Source organism: Bifidobacterium sp. LH_416 (assembly GCF_056357055.1).
In genome coordinates this window covers 96099-119995 of the sequence record NZ_JBKEVJ010000005.1, presented here as the reverse complement: position 1 = coordinate 119995, position 23897 = coordinate 96099, and the positions used below count along the sequence as shown (strand labels likewise).

General features: G+C 57.6%; 17 protein-coding genes. 12 read left to right on the top strand and 5 right to left on the bottom strand.

Annotation, left to right across the window (positions count from 1 at the left end):
* Positions 1 to 75: 75 nt before the first annotated feature.
* Together AC1AY0_RS10065 and AC1AY0_RS10060 are read right to left on the bottom strand one after the other, a co-directional pair.
* A complete protein-coding gene (locus AC1AY0_RS10065; RefSeq protein ID WP_476523958.1) occupies positions 76 to 1488 on the bottom strand; it encodes a hypothetical protein in 1413 nt (470 codons plus the stop codon).
* Between the two features lie 2 nt (positions 1489 to 1490).
* A complete protein-coding gene (locus AC1AY0_RS10060) occupies positions 1491 to 2201 on the bottom strand; it encodes a response regulator transcription factor (protein WP_165781949.1) in 711 nt (236 codons plus the stop codon).
* Between the two features lie 139 nt (positions 2202 to 2340).
* Between AC1AY0_RS10060 and AC1AY0_RS10055 the strand changes: the two genes are divergently transcribed.
* Positions 2341 to 3141, top strand: a complete 801-nt coding sequence (locus AC1AY0_RS10055; protein ID WP_476526360.1) for a hypothetical protein — start codon at positions 2341 to 2343, stop codon at positions 3139 to 3141.
* Positions 3142 to 3246: 105 nt separating this feature from the next.
* On the opposite strand, the gene AC1AY0_RS10050 is transcribed toward AC1AY0_RS10055, so the two are convergent.
* Together AC1AY0_RS10050 and AC1AY0_RS10045 are read right to left on the bottom strand one after the other, a co-directional pair.
* Positions 3247 to 5070, bottom strand: a complete 1824-nt coding sequence (locus AC1AY0_RS10050; RefSeq protein ID WP_101626062.1) for an AMP-dependent synthetase/ligase — start codon at positions 5068 to 5070, stop codon at positions 3247 to 3249.
* A 67-nt stretch (positions 5071 to 5137) separates the two neighbouring features.
* On the bottom strand, positions 5138 to 5413 hold the full coding sequence (locus AC1AY0_RS10045) for a hypothetical protein (RefSeq protein ID WP_476526358.1): 276 nt from the start codon (positions 5411 to 5413) through the stop codon (positions 5138 to 5140).
* 89 nt (positions 5414 to 5502) lie between these two features.
* On the opposite strand from AC1AY0_RS10045, the gene AC1AY0_RS10040 reads away from it, so the two are divergent.
* The 7 genes from AC1AY0_RS10040 (at position 5503) to AC1AY0_RS10010 (ending at position 16170) form a co-directional block, all read left to right on the top strand.
* Positions 5503 to 7092, top strand: a complete 1590-nt coding sequence (locus tag AC1AY0_RS10040) for a sugar porter family MFS transporter (RefSeq protein WP_242689676.1) — start codon at positions 5503 to 5505, stop codon at positions 7090 to 7092.
* 229 nt (positions 7093 to 7321) lie between these two features.
* The gene (locus AC1AY0_RS10035; protein WP_476523956.1) at positions 7322 to 8896 is read left to right on the top strand and encodes an ABC transporter substrate-binding protein; all 1575 of its coding nucleotides are present in this window, start codon (positions 7322 to 7324) and stop codon (positions 8894 to 8896) included.
* Positions 8897 to 8919: 23 nt separating this feature from the next.
* Entirely contained in the window at positions 8920 to 9909 is a 990-nt protein-coding gene (locus tag AC1AY0_RS10030) for an ABC transporter permease (protein ID WP_476523954.1), read from the top strand.
* Positions 9906 to 10721, top strand: coding sequence for an ABC transporter permease (locus AC1AY0_RS10025; protein ID WP_476523953.1), 816 nt, complete (start codon positions 9906 to 9908; stop codon positions 10719 to 10721). Before AC1AY0_RS10030 ends, AC1AY0_RS10025 begins: the two co-directional genes overlap by 4 nt.
* Positions 10718 to 11494, top strand: a complete 777-nt coding sequence (locus AC1AY0_RS10020; protein ID WP_476523951.1) for an ABC transporter ATP-binding protein — start codon at positions 10718 to 10720, stop codon at positions 11492 to 11494. The genes AC1AY0_RS10025 and AC1AY0_RS10020 overlap by 4 nt, the downstream gene beginning before the upstream one ends.
* Positions 11491 to 12297, top strand: coding sequence for an ABC transporter ATP-binding protein (locus AC1AY0_RS10015; RefSeq protein WP_476523950.1), 807 nt, complete (start codon positions 11491 to 11493; stop codon positions 12295 to 12297). Before AC1AY0_RS10020 ends, AC1AY0_RS10015 begins: the two co-directional genes overlap by 4 nt.
* 84 nt (positions 12298 to 12381) lie before the next feature.
* Positions 12382 to 16170 (top strand): thiol reductant ABC exporter subunit CydD/CydC, encoded by a 3789-nt coding sequence (locus AC1AY0_RS10010; protein ID WP_476523949.1) that lies wholly within the window; start codon positions 12382 to 12384, stop codon positions 16168 to 16170.
* An 8-nt stretch (positions 16171 to 16178) separates the two neighbouring features.
* Here the strand turns inward: AC1AY0_RS10010 and AC1AY0_RS10005 are convergent, their stop codons facing one another.
* A complete protein-coding gene (locus AC1AY0_RS10005; protein WP_476523948.1) occupies positions 16179 to 18326 on the bottom strand; it encodes a sugar porter family MFS transporter in 2148 nt (715 codons plus the stop codon).
* A 310-nt stretch (positions 18327 to 18636) separates the two neighbouring features.
* Here AC1AY0_RS10005 and AC1AY0_RS10000 point away from each other — a divergent pair, with 310 nt between their 5' ends.
* The 4 genes from AC1AY0_RS10000 (at position 18637) to AC1AY0_RS09985 (ending at position 23657) form a co-directional block, all read left to right on the top strand.
* The gene (locus AC1AY0_RS10000) at positions 18637 to 19506 is read left to right on the top strand and encodes an aldo/keto reductase (RefSeq protein ID WP_476523947.1); all 870 of its coding nucleotides are present in this window, start codon (positions 18637 to 18639) and stop codon (positions 19504 to 19506) included.
* Positions 19507 to 19509: 3 nt separating this feature from the next.
* Complete coding sequence (locus AC1AY0_RS09995) at positions 19510 to 20265, top strand: HNH endonuclease family protein (RefSeq protein ID WP_476523946.1); 756 nt, start codon at positions 19510 to 19512, stop codon at positions 20263 to 20265.
* A gap of 96 nt (positions 20266 to 20361) precedes the next feature.
* Positions 20362 to 21852, top strand: coding sequence for an Nramp family divalent metal transporter (locus AC1AY0_RS09990; protein ID WP_476523944.1), 1491 nt, complete (start codon positions 20362 to 20364; stop codon positions 21850 to 21852).
* Positions 21853 to 22655: 803 nt separating this feature from the next.
* On the top strand, positions 22656 to 23657 hold the full coding sequence (locus tag AC1AY0_RS09985; RefSeq protein ID WP_476523943.1) for a hypothetical protein: 1002 nt from the start codon (positions 22656 to 22658) through the stop codon (positions 23655 to 23657).
* The last annotated feature ends 240 nt before the right edge of the window (positions 23658 to 23897 follow it).

Sequence of the window (23897 nt, the reverse complement as noted above, 5' to 3'; positions counted from 1 at the left end):
GTTCGCATTGCTTCGGCGGGGCACAAGCCCCAACCAGCACCTATTTGCCGCCACTGTACTGGACCGTTATAACCGTCAGACCAACGGCAGTTTGAGGAGAACGGTCCAGGTGGAGGAGTTGGGGGAGAGCGTGAATTCACCGCCAAGGGCTTCGGCGGTCTGCCGGCAACGATCGAGACCGGTGCCGCTGCTGAGGACGAAGTCCGACGGTGCAACATCCGATGGGGCATCCATTCGCACGACGCCCGCCGATACTCCATCCGTACCACATGCGACGGCATGGTCTCCGGATTCGCCGCCCGACGTACCGGCGACATGGCCATGGTTCCGCACGGCCCGCGGTATGCCGTTCGACGCGGACAATGTCGCCAGTCCCGGTGCGAGGGCAACGACGACGCAGTAGCCGGCGTCCGGGTCTGCATACTTCATGATGTTGCCGACGACCTCATGCAGGATATCCAGCAACGCCGCCTTCCGCTCGTCCGTGCATGCATACGTTGTCTCTCCGGTGGTCAGGATCTCGCCGGTGAGCCTGTTCGCATGCAGCCGTTCGTCATAGGATTGTGCGATGGCTCGCAGTTCGTCGTCCGATATCGTTGTCAGCGGTCCCGCCGACGATGCGTCTGGCTCGATGAACTGCGCAAGTCGTGCGCAGGCCGATTCGATTGGTTGCATCCGATCATCGCCTATGCCATCACGGTCCGCCGCGATTTCCGAGGCTTTGGGCGATGCGCCGCCATCCCGGCCATCCAATCCCGCAATCAAAGTGCGTACCTTGGCAAGCGATTCGGTTGCGGTCCGCTCGATAAGCGCCACGGTGTCGCAACCGTTCGCATCCAAAGCCCCATTTGAGTCGGCGTCACCTGGCGTTGACTGGCTGCCGCCGTTCGCCCCCGACCGCAATTGCCGGGCCAGCAGAAGTATCGTGGTCAGGTCATTGGCCACGGAATGATGCAGCTGCGTGGCAAGCTCCTGATCGGCGAGACGATGCAGCAGCTCGGCGCGCTCCCGTGCCTCGATTTCCTGCCGTTCGCGCCAACCCATCATCGAGCCGAGCCACAACGCCACCATCAGGAACGCCGCCGTGGCGCATACGATGGCCACCACCGACGAATCCCACGGATACAGCCAGATACGGGTCGCGGTGACCGCCTCGGCCACCACCGCCGCGAACACCGCCATACTGATGTCCAGATACGCCATGATCGTCACTGCCATCAATAGGCAGAACAGCAGGGAAAACGGCGTGGCCGCCGGCACGATGCAACGCGCCGCCCACAACGCCACGATCGCCCATCCGCCGATGCGCGGCAGCAAAGCCATCAGCAGACTGCCGACCGTCGCCAGTAAGGCGAACAGCAGCGTGACATCGTTGGCGTCGCCGATCGTATGCAGATAGGCGGTTTCGATGATCGCCGGGATCGCCGCGCACGCCAGCAGTATGCGGGTGCGCGCGTCCCAGAGCAGACGCTTGTCGTCAACGCGCATGATCACATCCTTAGGTAGCGGCGGCACAGGGCGACCGCTTCGTCACGGTCGCGCGCGTGCAGCTTCTCCCGAACCCGTGCGACCTGCGAGAAGATGGTGCCCTTGGAGATGCCGAGCTTTGCCGCAATCTGCTCGGTCGATTGCCCATCCGCATACAATCGCATAATGGCCGATTGCTGCGCGGACAGTGCGAACGATCGCGCAGGCTCGGCGGCGTCCGGTGGAAGCGCCGGTTCGGTTGCGCTGACGGTATTGGTTGATTGCGATGGTGCCAGGAACGACCGGGCGGCTGATTGCTCGCTGCCGGGATGTGCCGGCGAGCACTGCCCGGCAAGCTTACGTATGCACCGTGCAATCGCGGCGATGTCGTCCTTGCTGATGACCGCGGCGGCTCCGGCCGCGAGCGCGGCACCGGCGTACACGGCCGGCTCGTAGGCGGTCATGCCCAGCAGCGGCAGATGCGGCGCCCATCTGCGCACGGCCCGGCACACGTCGACGCCGGTCATGTCGGTCAGCGCCATGTCCACCAGCAGCACGTCCGGGCGGTCCTGCTCACGTATGCATCGCTGGATTGCGGCGGCGCCCAGCTGTGCGGCCCATATCACCGTGAACCCCGCCCGGTCCAGCAGCGAGCGCAACGCCATCAGTGCCATGGCATCGTTGTCCACCAGCGCGATGGCGATGGCGCCATGCCGGGTCGAATCATTCTCCATGCCATACAAGTCTAGGAAGACGACATGCTGACCGGTAATCCATGTCATGCGCCGCATGTCACCGGCTATCCTAAGGCAGGGGAGCGGCCATAGTCTGAAATCGTCACCAACGAACGGACTGAAAGCAAGGAGGCCCACGATGAACAAGGCAATGCGGGCATTGCGCAACCATACGGCCGTGCCGCAGGACGGACGGCCGCAGCAGGGTCCACGAGAGCATACGCTGACAAGCGAAACCGGCACCCGCCCCGCACGGCCGTTGTGGTGGTGGCTGCTGGCGGCATTCCTGGCGTTCGCGGTGATCGTGACCGGTGCGTTCGTCTGGCAGCGCTCCACGCGTGTCACCGCGCAGAAAATCACCGACGAACTGGTGGCGCTCGACCCGAACATCAGCGAATCCCAACTGGAAAATCTCGGTTACGTATACGGTGGCGAGGCCGTGAGTGGATACCGCGGATACTCCACCGGCGAGGACTACCCGTGGTACCAGAACCCGGATACCAAGCGCATCGACGCGTTCCTGGGCGACGTGCGCGCCGGCCGGGAGTCCGTATTGCGGCTGGTGGTGCGTGGTACGGGTCCTTACAGCATCACCACGGATGCCGGCTCTCAGGAATCAAGCGCGTCGGGTGGCGTCTCGGTGCGCATCCTCTGGTTCGACCCGAATGCCGACGCCGACTGGGCCGAGAAGGATTCGAGCGTCGAGCCGGCCACCATCCACCATGACGGCAAAGGGCAGATTCGCGAATGGTGGTGGCGGGGCGGCGAGATCGTCACGTCGGACAAACGCTTCTCGCGCGCCATCTCCGCCAACGGCGGGGCTGTGGGCGGCGGGGTCGAATACGTGCTCAAACACCAGCCCGCCATCCCGTCCGACCCGGATTCGGCCGACACCGTCATCATCGGATACGACGAGGTGCTGTACTCGCTGAGCGAGTGACGGAGGCGGGCGGAGGCGGGTGAAGGCCACGCCGGCGCAGACGAAATTGGGGTGGTTCCGGTGAAAAGGAACCGGAACCACCCCACATTATTGAACGAGATGAAGTCAGTGCTTGCCGTTGTAGATTTCGCGGTCGATGACGTCAGCGAACACACGGTTCACAGCCGGGCGCACCACCTTGAGGGACGGCGTCAGGCACTTGTTTTCCTGTGTGAACTGCGTGTCCAGCACAGCGAACTTACGCACGGATTCCGCGCGAGACACCGTCGCATTTGCCTTATCCACATACTGTTGAATCTCTTCGCGCACAGCCGCGTTCGTAGCCAAACGATCCACCGGAGTATCCACGGACAGGCCATGAGCGGGCAGCCATGCGGCCAACGATTCAGGATCCAAAGTCACCAGAGCGCCAATGAACGGGCGACGGTCGCCCACCACCACGCAATGCTCCACAATCGGGCACTTGGCAATCTCCTCCTCCAGCGGAATGGGGGAGACGTTCTTACCGCCAGCGGTGATGATGATGTCCTTGATACGGCCGGTGATAGTGATGCGGCCCTCATCATCGATTTCAGCCAAATCGCCGGTTCGCAGCCAGCCGTCAGCAGTGAACGCTTCGGCGGTCTTCTCCGGCAGATTATGGTAGCCGCGGAACACGTTCGGGCCCTTGACCTGCAGCTCGCCTTCATCGGAAATACGCACGGAAGAGCCCGGAGCCGGTTGGCCAACCGTACCGATCACATTGTCGGTCACACGAGTGGCGGCAAATGGGGCAGCGGTTTCGGTCATGCCATAACCCTGAATCATCGGCAGGCCAATGCCATTGTAGAAGTGAGCCAAATCCAGAGACAGCGGAGCGCCGCCGCAAGCCACGTACTTGATCTTCGGTCCCAAAGCGCCGCGAACCGTGCGGTACACTAGCGTCTCATACTTAGCGTGATCAGCGATTTCGGCCAGTGTATGCTTCTCGCCGGCTTGCTCCTTGCGGCTCCACACGCGAGCAGCTTCGGCAGCTTTCAGGAACAGGCGGCCCTTCCAGCCGGTGCCGGCCTTACGGGAGGCAGCGTTATACACCTTCTCGAACACACGCGGCACACCCAGCAGGTAGGTCGGTTCGAAGGAACGCAGGTCCGGAAGCAGGGACTTGGTATCCGGCAAGTAGCCGACCACGCCATCATCGGAGGCGATGGACGCATACTGGATGAAGCGTGCGAAGCAGTGGGCGAGCGGCAGGAACAGCAGCAGACGCGGATGATCGTCAAGAATCATCTCATGCAATGCTTCAGATGCGGCAATAGTAATGGAAACAAAGTTCTTATGCGTCAGCTCGGCACCCTTGGGGTTGCCGGTGGAGCCAGACGTGTACACAATCGTGGCCAAATCATCGACGTGCACTGAAGCCACGCGCTCGTCGAACTCTTCATCGGATACGGTAACGCCCAAGCCTTCCAGAGCACCAAGCGCGTTGCCGTCGAACATCAGAATCTGGCGCAGCGTGGGGCAGTGGTCTTTGACAGAGTCGAGACGGTCGAAGCGCTCGCGGTTATCCGCCACAGCCAGCTTGACGGAGGAATCGTTCATGATGCGCTGTGCCTGGGAAGCGGAATCAGTGTCGTAAATCGGCACGCTCACGGCGCCGACTGCCGCCAGCGCGAAGTCCAAAATGCCCCATTCGAGGCGGGTGGAGGAGAAGATGGTGACCGCATCGCCCTTGCCGATGCCCAGAGCGATCAGGCCCTTGGCAGCGGAAATGACGCTTTTCTGGAATTCGCCGGTGGTCACGTTCTGCCAACGGCCCGGGCCGAGCTTCTTGGCTGCGATAACCGTATCTTCGCCAGTGCGCAGAATACGGTTGGTAAGCAGCGAGTAGATGGTCTGATCATCGCGTAATTCGATGGATGATCCTGGAGTGGTGTATTCGGTGAGCATAGGTGCCTGTCTATTCCTTCGTGCTGCTGGCCGCGATTGACGATTCCGGCCATTCTGTTAGCTGAGGTTACGCGTGCGTAGCATGATGCGCGTTGTGCAGGGCGAAAAAGTCGTGACAGTGCTTTTGTGGATTGCCTACAAGTGCTTGAAAATTGACGGTTTGACAACATTCTGACTGCAGATTGGCGGCTGTTCTGCGGCAGTTGGCAGCGGCTTGGCGGTGAATCGGCACTGCTGCTGCGCTGGTTTGATAACAGTTTGGCAACGTATCGATAACGGTTTTACAACGATTTGCTCCAGAGGGGCCTTTTCCGCATATTTCAAGGTAAACAAGCATTACCATTTTCCTTTGGTCGCAAGTGCTGTTAGCGCAAACAGTCATCGATTGCGGCCATAAGAGAGCGAAAGAAATAAGAAACAGAGGGTACTGCAGTGAGTCAAGCAGCATCAGCAACCGCGCCAATCCAGCCGGTTTCAGAAGACGACGAACATCAGCGTCGCGGATCAGGCCGCTACATCGTAGGCCTTGCATTGAGCGCCGGCCTTGCCGGTCTGCTCTATGGTTACGACACCGTGTCCATCTCCGGTGCCATCGATTTCCTGCAGAACAAGTATTCGTTGAGCCCGGCACTGCAGGGCCTCGTCATCAGCTCCATCATGATCGGTGGTGTGATTGGTGCAGGTTTCTCCGGCTTCCTGTCTGATAAATACGGCCGCCGCAAGATTCTCATGTTCGGCGGAGCGTTCTTCTTCGTGGCTGCTCTGTGGAGCGCCTTCACGTTCAGCCCGTTCACGCTGATTCTGGCCCGCATCATCGGTGGCGTGGGCATCGGCTTGGCTGCAGCACTCGCCGTGACCTACATCACCGAGTCCGCACCGACCAACATTCGTGGCGCCCTGACTTCCGCCTACCAGTTGCTGACCATCTCCGGCATCTTCCTGACCAACGTCATCAACTACTTCATCGCATCCTCTGGTGATCACAACTGGGGCATCAACATCGGCTGGCGCTGGATGCTTGGCATCGGCGCAATCCCTGCTGCCATCTTCGTCGTGGCACTCTGGTTCTCGCCGGAATCCCCGCGCTTCCTCGTGCAGGCCGGCCGCGTTGAGGAAGGCTATAAGGTTCTCGAACGCATCAACGGTTCGGACAAGGCCCGCCGCGATGTGGAAGAAATCCAAATGCAAATCAAGGCTGAGCAGGAAGCCAACGCTCAGTTCTCCGACCTGTTCAAGCCGGGCTTGCGCAAGGCTCTGCTCATCGGCATCTTCCTGGCCATCTTCAACCAGGCCATCGGCATGAACGCTATTTCCTACTATGGCCCGGTAATGTTCTCCCACATGGGCTTCGGCGGCAACACCGAGTTTCTGGCCTCCTCCCTGGTGGGTGGCATCGAGCTGGTGTTCACCGTGGTGGGTATGTACCTGATCGATTCCGCCGGCCGTAAGAAGCTGATGGCCGTGGGCTCCGGCCTGATGGTGCTGTTCGCGCTGGGCATTTCCTTCTCCTACGCCAACAACTATCAGCTGCTGATGCTCATCTTCGTGATGTGCTTCACCTCCTGCTTCGCCTTCTCCATGGGCCCGATTCCGTGGATTATGATTCCGGAACTCTTCCCGACCTACCTGCGTGGCCGCGCCACCGGTATCTGCACCGTGTTCCTGTGGGGCACCAACTGGGCTATCGGCCAGTTCACCCCGATGATGATTAGCTCTATTGGCGGCATGGGCACCTTCCTGGTGTTCGCATGCACCAACCTCATCTGCTTCCTCGGTGTGATCACCTTCGTGCCGGAAACCAAGGACAAGACGCTGGAAGAGATCGCCGAGCTGTGGAAGCCGAAGGGTGAGCAGTCCAATGCTCAACTTGAAGTGGTTCGCGCTACTGCTGATTTGAAGCAGGCCGAAGCCGACATTAAGGCTGCCGAGGCCGAGCTGGCCCGCGCTCGCCGTGCCAAGGAGCGTGCTATCGCTACCAAGGCCGCAGCCGAAGCACTAGTCAATGCACAAAAAGCTCGCTGATGTCTTTTTTTACGGCTCCCCTTGCCAGGGGAGCTGTCAGCGAAGCTGACTGAGGGGTAAGCAACTAGGCCAATTTATTGGCACCTCATAACTCGCTAATAACGCGCAGTAACCAATGCAAATAACGCTGCAATAAGACAGCGATTGCGGCAGAGCGCAGCCCATTCTAGGATGGACTGCGCTCTTGCATTAAAAGAGGATAAAGAAGAGGAACAAGAGGAATACTCAGATGAAGAACACTCGCACTTTCCGTGCCATTCGTACGGCGCTGACGGCCGCAACCGCCGCCGTGCTTGCGCTTTCCCTCGCCGCATGCTCCCAAACTGGCGGCTCAACCACGGCCGGTACCAGCGTTTCCGGCGATCAGACCACGTTCACATATGCCCGTTCTGCAGCCGTGACCTCGCTCAACCTGTGGACTGAAATCACCTCCAACAATGCGTTCGCCATCGATAAGATTTTCGAACCGCTCGTCAGCTTTGATAAGAACGGTAAGATCATCGACTGGCTGGCCAAGTCTCACCAGATTTCGGACGACGGCCTGACCTACACCTTCACCCTGCGTGACGGCCTGAAGTTCTCCAACGGCAAGAACGTCACCGCTGAAGACGCCGTCTTCTCCATCGAACAGCATCAGGCCGAGAAGGATGCCGCCCTGCCGCTCACCGCGGACATCGCATCCGTCACCGCTCCCGACGAGAAGACCGTGGAAATCAAGCTCAACAGCCCGTACACCCCGCTGCTCGCCGAGCTTGCCAACTTCTCCAACGGCATTGTGCCTAAGGACTTCGGCGGCAAGTCCGAAGACGACTTCTTCGCCAACCCGGTGGGCACCGGCCCGTTCGTGGTCTCTAAGTGGGATAAGTCCGGCGACCTGACCTTCACCAAGAACGAGAACTACTGGCAGAAGGGCAAGCCGGGCATCACCAAGCTCGTCTACAAGCTCGTGGAAGACGGCACTCAGGCCGTGAACCAGCTCAAGACCGGCCAGGTGGACGGCATCGAAGACCCGGCTCTCGAGAACCTTGACGAACTGGAGAACGGCAACGATACCAAGGTGGAAACCGCCGGCAGCTGGGTGACCCACACCTTCTTCTTCAACACCGCCGACGAGCACTTCTCCGACGTGCACGTTCGCCGCGCACTGGCCTACGCCCTGAACCGTTCCGATGTAACCAAGGCCGTCTCCTTCGGCCACGCCGACACCGCCAAGACCGTGCTACCGAAGGCCATCGAATACAGCACCCAGGATTCCATCAAGCCAGTGGACAACGATCTCGCCAAGGCCAAGGAAGAGCTCGCCCAGTCCAAGTACCCGAGCGGCTTCGACGCCAAGATCCTGCTCGCTTCCGGCAACAACGCTTACTCTCAGGCCGCTCAGCTGCTGCAGTCCGCTGCCGCCAAGATTGGCGTGAAGCTCGAGATCGAATCCGTGGATATCGCCACCTTCCGCTCCCGCTTCAAGGCATTCGACTACCAGATCATGATCAACTCCGCACAGGCCGACTACCCGGATGCCGACTCGATTATCGACTTCCAGGCCGACCCTGACGGCTTCAGCAAGTCCTACTGGACCAGCTACTCCAACCCTGAAGTCACTGAAGAGCTTAAGAAGGCCCAGGTGACCCCGGACGGTGACGAGCGCGCCGCCCTCTACGAGAAGATTCAGCAGACCCTGGCTGACGAAGTGCCGTACATTCCGCTGTACTCTCCGCAGATCGTCAAGGCCGTGCGTAAGAACGTGGCCGGTCTCGAGGTGCTGCCGAACAACTCTGTGCGCTTCCAGGACGTCAAGATCGGCTGATTGCTAGCCGTACAATAACCACTATGACCACATCACGACCTGCCGCCTTAGCCAAATGGCTGGGCGGCATTGTCGTTCATATGCTCCTTGTACTGGTTTTGGTCACTATCGGCGTATTCCTGATTGTGCGCCTCGTGCCTGGCGACCCCGCGCAAATGGTGCTTGGGCTCAAAGCCCGCCCTGAACAAATCGCGGATATGCATCATCGCCTCGGCCTCGACCAGTCCATTGGCAAGCAGTTCACATCATTCGTCGGCACACTGCTCACCACCGGCGACACCGGCCAATCCATCGCCTACAACGTGTCCTCGCGGGCGCTCGTACTCGACCGTCTTCCGGTCTCCTTATGGCTGATTTGCTGCTCCGCAGTACTGGTTGTGGCGATTTCACTGCCGCTCGCCATGACCGCGGCCCTTCACAAAGGCAGCTGGGTTGACCAACTGGTGCGCATTGTGCCTACCATCACCCTCGGTATGCCGGAATTCTGGGTGGGATTGGTGTTCGTGCTGCTCTTCGCGGTAACGCTGAAAATCTTCCCTGTCGGCGGCACACAACCCGGCATTGATGGCATGCTGTATTCAATGGCTTTGCCATCGTTGACCATCGCACTCGCGCAAACCCCGTTTATCGTGCGCTCATTGCGTACGCGGATTTTGGATGTGCTGCAATCTGATTTTGTGGTGACCCTGCGCGCGGCTCACCTACCTGAGCGCGTGATTCATCGGCATGTGCTCCGCAATGCGCTGCTGCCGGCACTGCAACTCTACGGTATGAAAATCTCGTTCCTTGTTGGCGGCACATTGGTGGTTGAACAAGTATTCGGTTTGAAAGGCGTGGGTTCGCTCTTGTTCAGCGCCATTACCGCCCGTGATTTTCCACTGATTCAAGCCATTGCTATTTACTGTGCGCTTGGTGTGGTGCTGATTTCCGTGATTGTCGAAATACTCGGCGGACTTATTGACTACCGTGTGCGCGGTGGGGCTGAGCAGACGATGGCTGGGGGAGTGACATGAAGCTATCGCATGACCGCTTGCCCCGCACGCTAGTTGCCGGCGTTGCGTTACTTATCGCCATCGTGCTGGCGGTGCTGATTATTCCGCTGGTTTCTCCATACGACCCCACTGCGGAAGATATCTCTTCCATGTTGCAGCCGCCGTCATTCACGCATCCGTTCGGTACCGATCAGCTTGGCCGTGATTTGTTGGTACGTGTGGCAGCTGCGGGCCGAGTCGACTTGGCATTGATGGTTGGTGTGGAACTGCTGCCATTCATTATCGGCACGGCTGCCGGCCTGATCGCTGGCTATTATGGCGGCTGGCCGAACCGCGTCATCACTTTGCTGTCCGATGCGCTGATTGCCTTCCCGTTCTACCTGCTGGTGGCAGTGGTGGCATTCGTCACCGGTACCGGCATTACCGGTATTTTCCTCACCTTCCTCATCATGGGCTGGATTATTTTCGCGCGCACGGTCAAAGGTGCCACAGCTTCACTGGCCGGCGCGGAATGGGTGGAAAGCGCTCGCGTGATGGGATTCTCCGATGCTTCGATTCTGGTCCATCAGATGTTGCCGAATGTACTTTCGCAAGCGGTGATTGTGCTGGTCAGCGACATGGTGGCACTGCTCGTGGCCATCGTAACGCTCGGCTATCTGGGCCTCGGCGTCACTCCGCCAACTCCGGATTGGGGCACGATGATTGCAGACGGCCAATCCTTCCTCTCCACCCGCTGGTGGGTGTCCACTCTGCCGGGTTGCGCGGTGGTGCTGGTCGGCATCGCGCTGGCCTTGATCGGCGACGGACTCAACGATGCAAGGCGGCAGGCATGAGCGCAGCCAACTCCAATATCGCCCCGATTATTCAGGTCAATAATCTCCATATTCATGCTTCGTCCGGTGGCCGTGCGCTCGTCAATGGCATCTCCTTTGACGTGAATCCCGGTGAAACCGTGGGACTGGTCGGCGAATCAGGATCCGGCAAAAGCCTCACTTTGCGCGCGATTATGGGACTGCTGCCCGAAGGCGTAGCCATTACGGATATGGAATCGATTACCGTAGCCGAGCAGAAGCGCCTCGCCATGATTTTCCAGGACCCGGTGTCCTCGCTCGACCCACTAACCGGAGTGGTCAAGCAAGTGGCCGAAGTGCTGCGATACAACCAGCACCTCAATCGACGAGAAGCAAAAACCCAAGCTGCCGATCTCTTAATCAGCCTTGGTCTACCGGAATCCTTGCGCACTGCCGACCGTTACCCAGGGCAGCTTTCCGGAGGCCAGTGCCAGCGCGTCGGCATCGCGCTCGCGCTCGCCACCAAACCAGACATCCTGCTCTGTGACGAGCCAACCACCGCATTGGATGTTACAGTCCAGTTGCAAATACTCGACCTACTTGCCAATTTGCGGCAGCGCCTCGGCCTTGCCATGCTGTTCGTCACCCATAATCTTGGCGTCGCCGCTCATCTATGCGACCGACTCGTCGTGATGCAGCATGGGCGCATTGTGGAAGCCGGGGCAACCGAGGATATCCTCAATAATCCGCAGCAGGAATACACGAAGCGCTTGGTCAGCGCGATTCTACCGATTCCGGGAGCGCAAGATCGATGACACAACATATATCACCAGCATTGTTCGAACTGCGCGATATCACGGTGGAATATGGCGATTTCACCGCAGTAGATCATGTATCGCTGAGCCTGCCGAGGGGTGAAGCCATTGGCATCGTGGGGGAGTCCGGCGCGGGCAAATCCACGCTCGCACGCGTGGCAGCCGGGTTGATCGCGCCGGCAACAGGTCAAGTGCTGCTTGATGGGGAGCCGCTGGCACCGATTCATCGCACACGCGAGCAACACCGTCGTATTCAAATGGTGTTCCAGAATCCCGATTCCTCACTGAATCCGAGTCACAGTATCTATCGCATTCTTTCCGAAGGCATGCTGCTGCATCGCACATTTGGAGCCAGTGGAGTGAGGCCTTCCCGCGCAGCTATTACCCAGCGATGCCTCAAGCTGCTGAACATGGTCGGGCTGTTAGATGCCGACATCCTTTCCCGCCGCCCACAAGCCTTCTCGGGCGGTCAACGCCAGCGTATCGCCATCGCCCGCGCACTCGCCGTGAATCCGGACGTGCTGATTGCCGACGAACCCACCAGTGCCTTGGACGTCTCCGTACAGCACGAGATTTTGGACCTGCTGGCAGCGTTGCGCCAAACCCAAGGCTTGAGTCTCATGCTCATCACCCATGATTTAGGCGTGGCCAACGCACTATGCGATGGCATTATGGTCATGCGCGGCGGCACAAGCGTAGTCCACAAATCAACAGAAGAGTTTTTCGCCGATCCAGGCCCTCAATACGCGCAAGATCTTCTTGCCGCAGCCCGCAGCGTCAGCATCACGCCCCAATCGGTGTGACCTATTTCGCTACGGGCAAGGCTGGCGTGTGCAGGGCTTTTCCATTACGGTGAAAAAGACTGGTGACGCACATTGAGGGGAAGCATGTTCGATAAGCGACTATTTCAACTGACGCCGGGGCTTGGAAAGCTCGTGGCCGGCAAAGTGGCTTTGATGTGGGTAGGATTACTCGCCAATATCGGCTTCGTACTCTCGTTGGTCATGCTGCTGAGCAATGCGCTGACGGCGGTCGATCCGCCGCTTTACCAATGTGATGACACATCACCTGACGCGTGGCCGTGCCCCACGCCGCTGCAAGAAGTAGCCGGTAGCAGCGTGCTTCCAATGGCCGGCGACATCATGTTTTACGTATTGCTCGCGCTCCTATGCGCCGCAGTGCGATACACCACTACCACGCACGCCACGCGACTCGGCACTGAAGCCGCCGAACGCGTGAAACTGGCCTTGCGCTCCAAACTGTACCGTAAGATGCTGGCGCTTGGACCCTCCTATGCCAGCCGGGTCAAAACCTCGGATGTGGTGCAGTCCGCTGGCGAGGGCGTGGAGCAGATTCAAAGTTTCTTCGAACTGTTCCTGCCGCAACTGTTTTATGCGATTCTCGCACCGCTTACCCTGTTCGTGGCGATTGCTCCGATTGATATGTCCTCCGCGTTGACGATGCTGCTCTGCGCGCCTCTGATCATCATCGTGACCGGCATGGTTTCGATGACCGCCGCCCGCGCCTTCAAGAAATACTGGGGTCGCTACACTGACATGGGTGCGGCTTTCCTCGACAATCTTCAAGGCCTTGAAACCCTGAAGAACTTCGACACGGACGACCGTGCCGCGGCTGAAATGGATAAGAAGGCCGAAAACTTCCGTGTAATGACCATGCGTGTGTTGCAAATCCAGTTGCGCTCCTTGACCGCTATGGACGTGGTGGCTTATGGCGGTGCAGCGGCCGGCATTGGCGTGGCGCTTTGGCGCTATGCACATGCCCGCGTATTTGATTCCGGCTTGTCGATGGCATTCCTTGCCAGCGAACTGCCCAATCCGTTGAAGTATGTTGCCTATGGTTTGCAGTACCTACTGCCCTTCGGCATCGGATTCCCTCTGACCTTGACCGGTCTGCTGTTCATTGTGCTGCTATCCGCCGAATTCTTTATCCCGATGCGCCAGCTCGGCTCGTTCTTCCATGTGGCCATGAATGGTATGACCTCCACCAAGCGCATTTTCGCACTGCTTGATGCTCCTGAACCGGCACATGGTACCGCTGTACTGCCGGCTGCATCAGCGGTTGACGGCATTACCGTGGCGTTCAATCATGTCAGTTATTCGTATGATTCAGCATCTGCGGCGCAGAATGCCGCAAAGCAGCACAGCGAACGCGCAATTCCGGCGCTTACTGACGTGTCCTTTATCGCATATCCCGGCAAGCTCACTGCCGTTGTGGGCGTCTCTGGTTCCGGCAAATCCACTGCCGCAGCATTGCTTGCCGGCACATTGACCAGATACCAAGGTTCGCTGACACTCAGTGGCTGCGAAGCCCGTGAACTCACCGGTGAAACGCTTGCGCGCAATGTTACGTTGATTGGCGCCAGTAGCCATCTGTTCGCAGGTACGTTACGCGACAATCTGATGATGGCACTGCCTGATAATGCAGAACGTTCCGATTTTGCGGTGAATAACCGACTGTGGCAAGCTCTCGGGCAGGCTCGCATTGCTGACTTTGTGCGCAGTCAGCCGAATGGTCTTGACATGGTGATTGAGCCGGATGCTGCCAACCTGTCTGGCGGCCAGCGCCAGCGTATCGCCATTGCTCGCGCGTTGCTGCATGATTCACCGGTGTTTGTATTCGATGAAGCCACCAGCAGTGTGGATGTGGAATCTGAGGAGTTGATTCTCGCCACTATTCGCGAATTGGCGGAATCTCGCGGCAAAACAGTCATTATGATTACGCATCGCATGGCTAATGCCGAGCATGCCGATCAGATTGTGGTGTTTGACCATGCTCATGCCGTGGAAACCGGCACCCATGCTTCGCTTATGGCTGCGAACGGTCGCTACGCTGAACTCTTCACCACCCAAGCCAACATTGAACACTTCGCCGACGCGCATACGACAGTCTCTGATGAGGGGGCTCCCGGTCACAGACCGGGTGGGGAAGAGACTTCCCACGATAAGGATGCACAACCCGCAGCGCACACCGTCTCGCTCACCACATTCCAAACAGTCAAGCGCTTGCTCAACGTGGCCGCACCGCTAACCCGCCTGATGGTTGCCGCCACCATCTCCGGCTCCATCGGCCACTTGGCCGCAACATTCCTCCCGGTATTCGGCATTGTGGCGGCATTCGCTATTGCCGGCCATCCGGTGTGGGGCATGGGAGCAGCTCCTGCCATCATCGGCATGATCATTTGCGCGCTTCTCAGAGGCATCACTCGATACGTCGAGCAATATCTCAACCATAATGTGGCTTTCCACTTGCTCGCGCTCTTCCGCTCCAAAGCGTTCGCAGCTCTTCGCCGCCTGGCTCCGGCCAAGCTCACCGGCAAAGGCAAGGGCAATCTCATCGCAATGCTCACCACTGATGTGGAACTGCTGGAAATCTTCTTCGCGCACACCATCAGCCCGGTAGCCATCGCCGTAACCACCACCATCGTGTATGCGATTATCGCCGCAACCTTGAACCCGTATATGGCACTTGTGCTGATTATCGCGCATCTGGTTATCGGTGTAATCATTCCAAAATTCTTCGCCACCGGTGTGCACAATCTTGGCCCGGCCATCCGTGGAGCCGCAGGCCAGCTCGATGATGTGATGCTCGACGATATGCGCGGCATCGATGAAATCATCCGCTTCGGCCGTGGTGAAGATCGAGCCCGCGCTATAGAAGATCGCACTCGTGCGCTCTGGCGTGAACATGCCAAACTCAGCCGAGTCAATGGTCGTTTTGCCGGCATTGGAGGCCTGCTGGTCTTCCTGCTCAATACTGCGGCCATTGCCATAGTGCTTAAGCTTGCCACGGCCGAACCCATCAGCATTCCAGCATTGGTCACTGCCTTTGTGCTGTTCACCAGCTCGTTCGGTCCCACTCTGGCATTGAGCGCGTTGCCGGCAAACCTCACCCAGACGTTCGCTGCAGCTCGCCGACTCTTCGGCATCATGGACGAATCCCCGGCCGTTACCGAAACCGGTACCGCCGCTCCTCAATACGAGGGCATGCAGCTCAACCGTGTCACCTTCACCTACCCCAATGCTGGTACCGAACAATCGGCCACGGCACTGCCAATTTTGAAGGACTTTAGCCTTGATATTCCACGCCACGGCATTCTCGGCGTGCAAGGACCGTCCGGCCGCGGCAAATCCACCATGCTGAAACTGCTGATGCGCTACTGGGATCCGCAATCCGGCCAGGTCCTGTTCTCCAGCACACCGCTGCCTGAAATCAACGCCCATTACCGTCGTCATGTGCAAACCATGATGAGTCAGGATACACATCTGTTCGACGGTACGATTCGCGATAATCTGCTGATCGCATTGCCGGAATCAGAAATCGATGCGGTTTCTGACGCTCATCTGCGAGACGCGCTCGCCAAAGCCTCGGTATTGGAACTGATTGATTCCTTGCCGAATGGTCTCGATACCGAAGTGGGCGAGCTTGGCGATCGCCTTTCGGAAGGCGAACGCCAGCGCATCGGATTGGCTCGCGTATTCCTTCGCAATGCTGATCTCATCCTCTTTGATGAGCCCACCAGCCGTCTTGACGCGTTGAACGAGGCGATAATTCTGCGATCGATTCAGGAAGCTGCTGTAAGCCGGAATACGGCCGTGGTACTTGTCTCTCATCGAGAATCCGCCATGCGTATTGCGGACGCGACTCTCAGTCTCTAAGCGCTGAATTAAGCCTTGATCAGCGCATCCAGTGAGTCAAGCGCCCGATTGATCGCCTTAGTTTCGCGTGCGTCTTCGGCTGCATCATAGGCCGGAGACGTGGGATCAGACAGAATCACGCCTTGTGCAAGCTCGTTGTCATGAGCTCTTTCCAATGCGGAAATCGAAACATTGCCGCTAGTAGCTGAGACTGAATCGCCTGCATTCACAACCTTCGGAGGCTCGGGCACTGTGCCCTGATCAGGCAGCGGCATAGGAACCGGCTGAGTCATCGTACTTGCGTTTGCTGCAGCATGTGCAGCGGCGAACGCAGTCGCATCATCAATATTGATTGATTCATCAACGATGGCATGATTCTCTGCGGCAATGGCATTGGCGTTGCCGGCAGCATAATCAACTGGATGATTGATGGTTGTGACCGCGGCCGAGACGATAGCGGAATGAGCGGCTGCAAACGTATTGCCATGCGCGCGAGTCACGTTCTGATCCAGCGTGTGACGCAATTGCTCAGCTCTTAGCTGTTCCGCCGCATCATGCTGCGCGGTTTCGCGGCGTACTGCCGCAGCGCGTTGCTGGGCTTCCAATGCGAACACTTTTTGCTGTGCGGTAACGCGCGCTCGTTCAGCAGAAGCCATAATGCCCAATGCCTGCAATCGCTCGTTTTCCACGCGTCGCAGTGTCGCCTCAGCATGGCGAATATTCGCATCAGCGGAACTTAGCGCATACTTTGCGGCCGCCATCTCGGTTTTTGGCTGCCACAAATGGTCGATTTCCTCCAACGTGCGGCCCATAGTCTCCGGTACGAGCGTGATAATGCCAAGCAGGCAAATGAGATTCAGAATGCTGAAAATCGCGAAGGAGATGCCGCCACCCCAGCCGTCAATCATCATCGGCGAGAACTGTGCGATCAGCCAATTGGCGGACAGCAGGCACATCACGCACAAGCCGGTTGCACGCCCGCGCAAATACGTGGGAAACAGTTCGGGAATTACAATCCACGGAATCGGTCCCATCGAGAAAGCGAAAGACACGGTGAACGCCATCACGAATATGAGCGTTAACAGCGGGCTGCCGATAGCATAGGAAATCGCGATACATAATGCGAACGCGCACATCATGCCGGCGCCGACCTCCATAAGACGCTTACGGCCGAACGTGTCAATCAAATACAATCCCACAACCGTGGAGACCAGTTCCACACCGCCAACGCAAGCGGCCGTCAGGAATTCCTTATCACCGCCGAAGCCCAAATCCGCGAACATTACCGGGCCGTAATAGGAAATAGCGTTCATGCCGACCAGCTGGTTGAACACGGCCAGGAAAATGCCGATGCCCAATGCCTTGCGCAAGCCCGGGCGGAAAAGATCATGGAATTCGTTGGACATCTCGTTTTCCAAGCGCACCGAAGCGTTGATGTCATCCACGCGCAGACGTGCCCGCTCGGTGCCGAGAATATGCTCGAGCACGGTGAAGCCTTCATCGGTTTTACCTACCTGAATCAGGAATCGTGGGCTTTCCGGGGCGCGCAGCATAGCGAGCAGAAAAGCGGCGGCTGGAATGGCGCCCAAGCCCAGCATCCAACGCCAGCCGGTAGTCACATCCCAAAAATCCGTGCCATACGAGGCGATGATGTAGTTGATTACATTGGTAAGGAATACGCCGCAGACAGCGAGCATTTGGTAAGAGAACGAGAGCAAGCCTCGAATATGAGTAGGTGCCGACTCCGTAATATACGTGACCGCTAGTGCCGCGGTAAGGCCAATGCCGTAGCCGCCGATGACGCGAGACGCAATCAGATCGATGGGGCCCACCGTGAGTGAGCTCCAAATGGCGGCAACGAAGAAGAACAGTCCGCCGATGATAAGAATGCGTCGTCTGCCGAATTTGTCGGAAAGGAAGCCTGACGCCGCAGCGCCCACTATGGCGCCAATCATGATTGAGGAGATAACGAATCCTTGCATGACGGTACTGAGTCCGTAACGGATGCGAAGGAATTCAATGGCGCCGGAAATAGACACAGTGTCATAGCCGTACAGAAGACCAGCGAGACCAGCGCTCAGAGCCAAGCCGAAGGTGTATTTACCGGAACCTTGCGTGCGAATGGCTGTTCCCAGAGGGTTGGTCTGTTTAGTGGCATCCTGAAATAGACCCGCCATGTGCTCTTCCTCTCAATACAACGTGGGGGGACTCAGATAATAGTAGCCGCAGCACGTAGTTTCGGCTTGGAAATATCATAAAAATTGATAATTATTTGAGCTTAGTCAAGTGCAGTGCGGTGGTTGATATGGCGCAGGATGAAACATGCCTCCATTGACTACGTAGTTCAGCTGATCGTGGATTGCCGGTGGTGGTGCTTCGCTCTTGTGATACGAGCCGGAAAAGCTGGAAGAACCGTTGAACTCTTCTCGGCAGGCGGGGAAGCCGTGTACAGTGGCGTGTAGTTAGCCGCAATCAAGGAGCATCGTCATGACCAATGGGCACATCAATCCCGCCAACGTACCAGACATCGCGTTGAAAGACGGACATTCGATTCCGCAGGTAGGCCTCGGCGTGCTGCGCATCGACGACGATGGCGTGACCCCGGTGGTCGAATCCGCGCTCGCCGCCGGCTACCGCCATATCGATGGAGCGGCAGGTTACAACAATGAAGCGGGTGTGGGCCGTGCGCTCGCCGCCACCGGCTACAACAAGGGTGCTGCTCGTGAGACTCTGTGGGTCACCACCAAGTTGCGCGACTCCCAGCAGGGCTATGATTCCGCGCTCAAGGCGTTCGATGATTCCCTGAACAAGCTGCAGCTCGACTATGTGGACATGTACATGATTCACTGGCCAACCCCGTTCGATTGGCGCAGCGCCGACACCTGGAAGGCGTTCGTGAAGCTGCGCGAGGAAGGCCGTGCCCGCACGCTGGGCGTGTGCAACTTCATGCCCGCCGATTTGAAGCGACTCTATGATGAAACCGGTTCCTGGCCTGCCGTGAACCAGATCGAGCTGCACCCCACTTGGCAGCAGCGCGAAGTGGTGGCCTACTGCAAGGAGCACGGCATTGCTGTGGAAGCCTACTCGCCGATGGCTCGCGGTGCTGATCTCAATGCTGGCAACGGTACGATTGAGCGTATTGCCGAAGTGCATCAGGTGAGCCCGGCTCAGGTGATTCTGCGCTGGCATATCGAAAACGGCACAATCATTATTCCGAAGTCCGTGCATGCTGAGCGTCAGAAGGAGAACCTGGATTTGTTCGGCTTTGCACTGACAGCCGAGGAGCATGCGGCCATCGACGCTCTGGACGGCCCGACCCGCGCCGGCCACGACCCCGCCACCTTCACCTACGCCTGATTTATGCCACGCCGCTCTCGTGCACGTTCCGCGCATTTCCGCCGCGGATTCAACGCATCGAACCCCTTGGAACGCATCCTGATTCTGCTCGTGATTGCCGCCATCGTCGGTGTTACGGCAGGATTACTGCTGCCGGAAGTGAGTCCCACTGCGGCCAAAATCACCGGCAACTACACTGCCACCGGTTCGGCTGCGGACACTCTGAACCAGCTCACCGTGGACGATAACCAAAGCTCATCCGGCTACGACCGCGACTCCTTCGGCTTCCGCGAAACCGACACCGACGGCAACGGATGCGACGCCCGCGAAGACGTGCTCGCCCGCGATCTGACCGACGTGCAATACAAATACGCCGGCTCCTGCCAAGTGGCATCCGGCACCTTGCAGGACCCATACACCGGCCAGACCATCCACTTCGTGCGTGGCCGAACCACCAGCGCCAAAGTACAGATCGACCACGTAGTGGCCCTCGAGAACGCGTGGCAATCCGGTGCACGCGACTGGTCCACCGCCGAACGCCACCAATTCGGCAATGACCCCTACAATCTACTCGCCGTGGATGGCCCCGCCAATCAGGAGAAAGGCTCAGCCTCCGCCGCCTACTGGCTGCCCACCAATGCCGATTACCGCTGTGATTACGTGGCTCGCCAAATCGGCGTCAAAGACAAATACAAGCTCACCGTGACCACGCAGGAAAAAGATGCGATGCTCGCCGTGCTCCACACCTGCCCTGGGCAGGCGGTCCCGGCTGATGAATAGTCATTGAATAATCATCGAGAATAATCATCGATTGTTCCGGCGTATTGACTCAGAAACATGGTGACGCTATAACAGGGGCCGGTACATGAGAGAGGCATGAACGAACACATGAGCGTCAACGATCAGCACACGCCACGAACCAACGATCCCACCATTGCCAACGGCAGCACACACGGCCGCGGCTATGGCCGCATGCATACCATTGATAAACGCCGCACCCTCCACCCTGAGCAGGAGCGACTCACCGCCAAACATCCCGAACTCAACATTGTGGATGCCGAAACCGCAGCCAGCATTGAACGCGGCGACACCGAAATCGACAAAGAGCGCGCAGCTGCCCGTGCACAAGAACGCGGTGGCAAGTCGGCGGCCCACCACGGACATGCGCTCGCCGGCATTCTGGGCCCGGCATTTGTGGCCGCGGTGGCTTACGTGGATCCAGGTAACGTGGCCGCCAACATCACGTCCGGCGCGCGCTACGGCTACCTGCTGGTCTGGGTGCTGGTGCTCGCCAACGCTATGAGCGTGCTGATTCAATACCAATCCGCCAAGCTGGGCATTGTGACCGGCAAATCTTTGCCGGAACTGCTGGGCGAACGCATGCATGATGCAGGCCGGTTCATGTTCTTCATGCAAGCTGAGGTCATCGCCATCGCCACCGATTTGGCTGAGCTTATCGGCGGTGCCATCGCATTGAACCTGCTGTTCGGTCTGCCGCTGTTCGTGGGCGGCGTGGTGATTGGCGCGGTTTCCACCGTGCTGCTGTTGTTTGAGGGTGGCAAAACCCATCGCCTGTTTGAGAAAATGGTCATCGCCCTACTGCTGGTGATTACGTTCGGCTTCATCGCCGGCCTGTTTATTGCGCCGCCGAACCCAGCCGATGTGGCGTCTGGTCTGATTCCGCACTTCACCACCACGGATTCCGTGTTGATGGCATCCTCCATGCTGGGTGCCACTGTGATGCCGCACGCGATTTACTTGCATTCCACGCTGGTGAACGATCATTACGCGGGCGGGCAGGAGAAACCGTCCATCAAGCGTTTGCTCGACGGCTCCAAGGTTGACGTGTTCTGGGCGTTGCTACTTGCCGGCACCGTGAATCTGAGCCTGCTGATTTTGGCCGCCAACTCTCTGTATGGCATGAAGGGCACCGATTCGATTGAAGGTGCCCAGCATGCGATTGTGGCCGTGCTCGGCCCGGTGATCGGCACGATTTTCTCCATCGGGTTGTTGGCTTCTTCGCTGAGCTCCACCTCGGTGGGCACGTATGCCGGCTCCGAGATTATGCATGGATTGCTGCGCATCAAGGCTCCAATGTGGGCTTGCCGTGTGGTGACTTTGGTACCGGGACTGATTGTGCTGTGGTTTGCGCCGAACCCCACCGAAGCGTTGGTGATTGGCCAGGTGATTCTTTCCGTGGGTATTCCGTTCGCCATTATTCCGCTGATGCGCTACACGCATGACAAGCAGCTCATGGGCAAATGGGTGGACGGCCCAATCAAGCACGCCATCTTCATTGCCGTGGCCGTGCTGATTATTGCGTTGAACGTGCTCCTCATAGTCCTCACCCTCCTCGGCAAGGCATGAGCACGTTCCTCGTCCCTCGCGGTTGAGGATTTCTCCTCGGTCAAACCGACTCATCTGGCCAACAATTAATTAGCCGACTCGGCTGATTTGTTTGGCCTGCCTGAGTTGCCCGACCCGGATAATCTGTATGACCCGGCTAGCCTGTCTGTCCCAGCTGGCCTGTATGACCCGGCTAGCTTGTCTGACCCGGCTAGCTTGTCTGACCCGGCTAGCTTGTCTGACCCGGCTAGCTTGTCTGCCCCAGCTAGCCTGTCTGCCCCAGCTAGCCTGTCTGACCTGGCTAACCTGTCTGCCCCAGCCAATTTGGCCGAATTGGCGGTACTGTCCGACTGAAAAACTATTTGACTGTAGGATTTCCAACACTGACTGTAGGTTTTTGAACATTGACTGTAGGACTCTGAACACTGACTGTAGGTTTCTGAACGAATTTCGTTGGAAATCCTACAGTCAGTGTCAAAAAACCTACAGTGATTGTTCAAAGTCCTACAGTCAACGTAGAAAAACCTACAGTCCAGTAGTGGTTTTAGCCAGTTGTAGGGTTATTAAGGCACTGGACGCTGGGTCACAAGGCCACTAAGGCCAATAAGACACTGATCTATTTAGATCTTTAGACCTTTAGGCCACTAGGCCACTAGGAAACAACCGTTTGGCCGCCTCGTCTAAAAGTTCCCGCCAAAGATTAACTACCACAATATTTATTGTGGATAACTCGAAATTATCCACAAGAGTTTTTACCCCGTCATAGTATCCACAATTGTCGGTTGAGCTTGCTGAATACTATTGCCGGTTCCTAGCGTTGATATATGGATACATATACAACAGTGATGAATAAATTAGATGCCGCAAAACGAGCTAAGCGGTGCATGCGAGCATCTGAAGACGCAGAGTACATGCTGCTGAGGCGGTTACGGGCAAAAGGGGAAATCATTTGCCCATACCCCAACATGTACATGGATCGCGGATATTGGAATAGCCTCAGTCCACCAGATCAGATGCTGCATATTATGCGCACGTTGTCGGTAGGACATCCGGATATGGTCTTTGCTGGCATTTCAGCGGCCTGTGCATGGGGATTAGACCATTCGTTTTATTTGCATGCTCAAGATAACCGAATCATGATAGCGGCCAGTAGTGGAACGCCGACTAATGAGTATTGCAGTCAGGTACGCAGATTTTATGTACCGCAGCATGAAATCGAACAAGCTCTATACGTTGGCGGAGTCAAGGTCACGACTATTCAACGTACGCTATTTGATTGCGGTCGTATCTATGAACCTCGAATCGCGCTGTCGTTTTATGACTCCGCCATACGGCAGCGGATCATTGCTCGTGAAGACTTAGTCGCATATTGCAATGAGAAGCATCGTTGCCGAAACCAGTATCAAGCTCGTGCGCTCGCAACTTTTGCCAATGGGCTTAGTGAGAATGGTGGCGAGTCATTTTGCTATGGAACTATGGCAGAAGACGGCGTGATGCTACCGGAGCAGCAGGTTGAGTTCGTTGATACGAATAATCCAAATACTGTGTATCGAGTTGATTATTTATGGAGATTGCCTGATGGGACAATGATTGCTGGCGAGTTCGATGGGCAAAGGAAGTATGTGGATCCGTCGATGACTAACGGCCAGAATGTCGGTGGCATAGTTAAACGCGAACGCAGCAGACAAAACGTGCTTACTGAGCTTGGCGTTAGTCGTACTGTGCGCTGGTTTTTCGAAGATGCGTATCATCGATTGCCAATGAAAAAGGCTTTGGCTGCAGCGGGAGTACCAATTGGTGAGCCTACTGCTCCGTGGATTCGGTGACTATGTATGTTCGGCGGCGAGATGCGGCCAGTTGCCACTTGCGACATCTGGGTTGGGAGTTTGTCGGCAACGATCTGACCGTCTGCTACTTGTGATGGGTTGATTGGTTGATATCTGCGAGAGTTTGTACGAGATAAGGGTGCCGAATCCTATACTCACCGTAGTTGACTACGGTCGGTTGTTTCCGACGGCAATTGACTGTAGGTTTTTGAACGCTGACTGTAGGATTTCCAACACTTT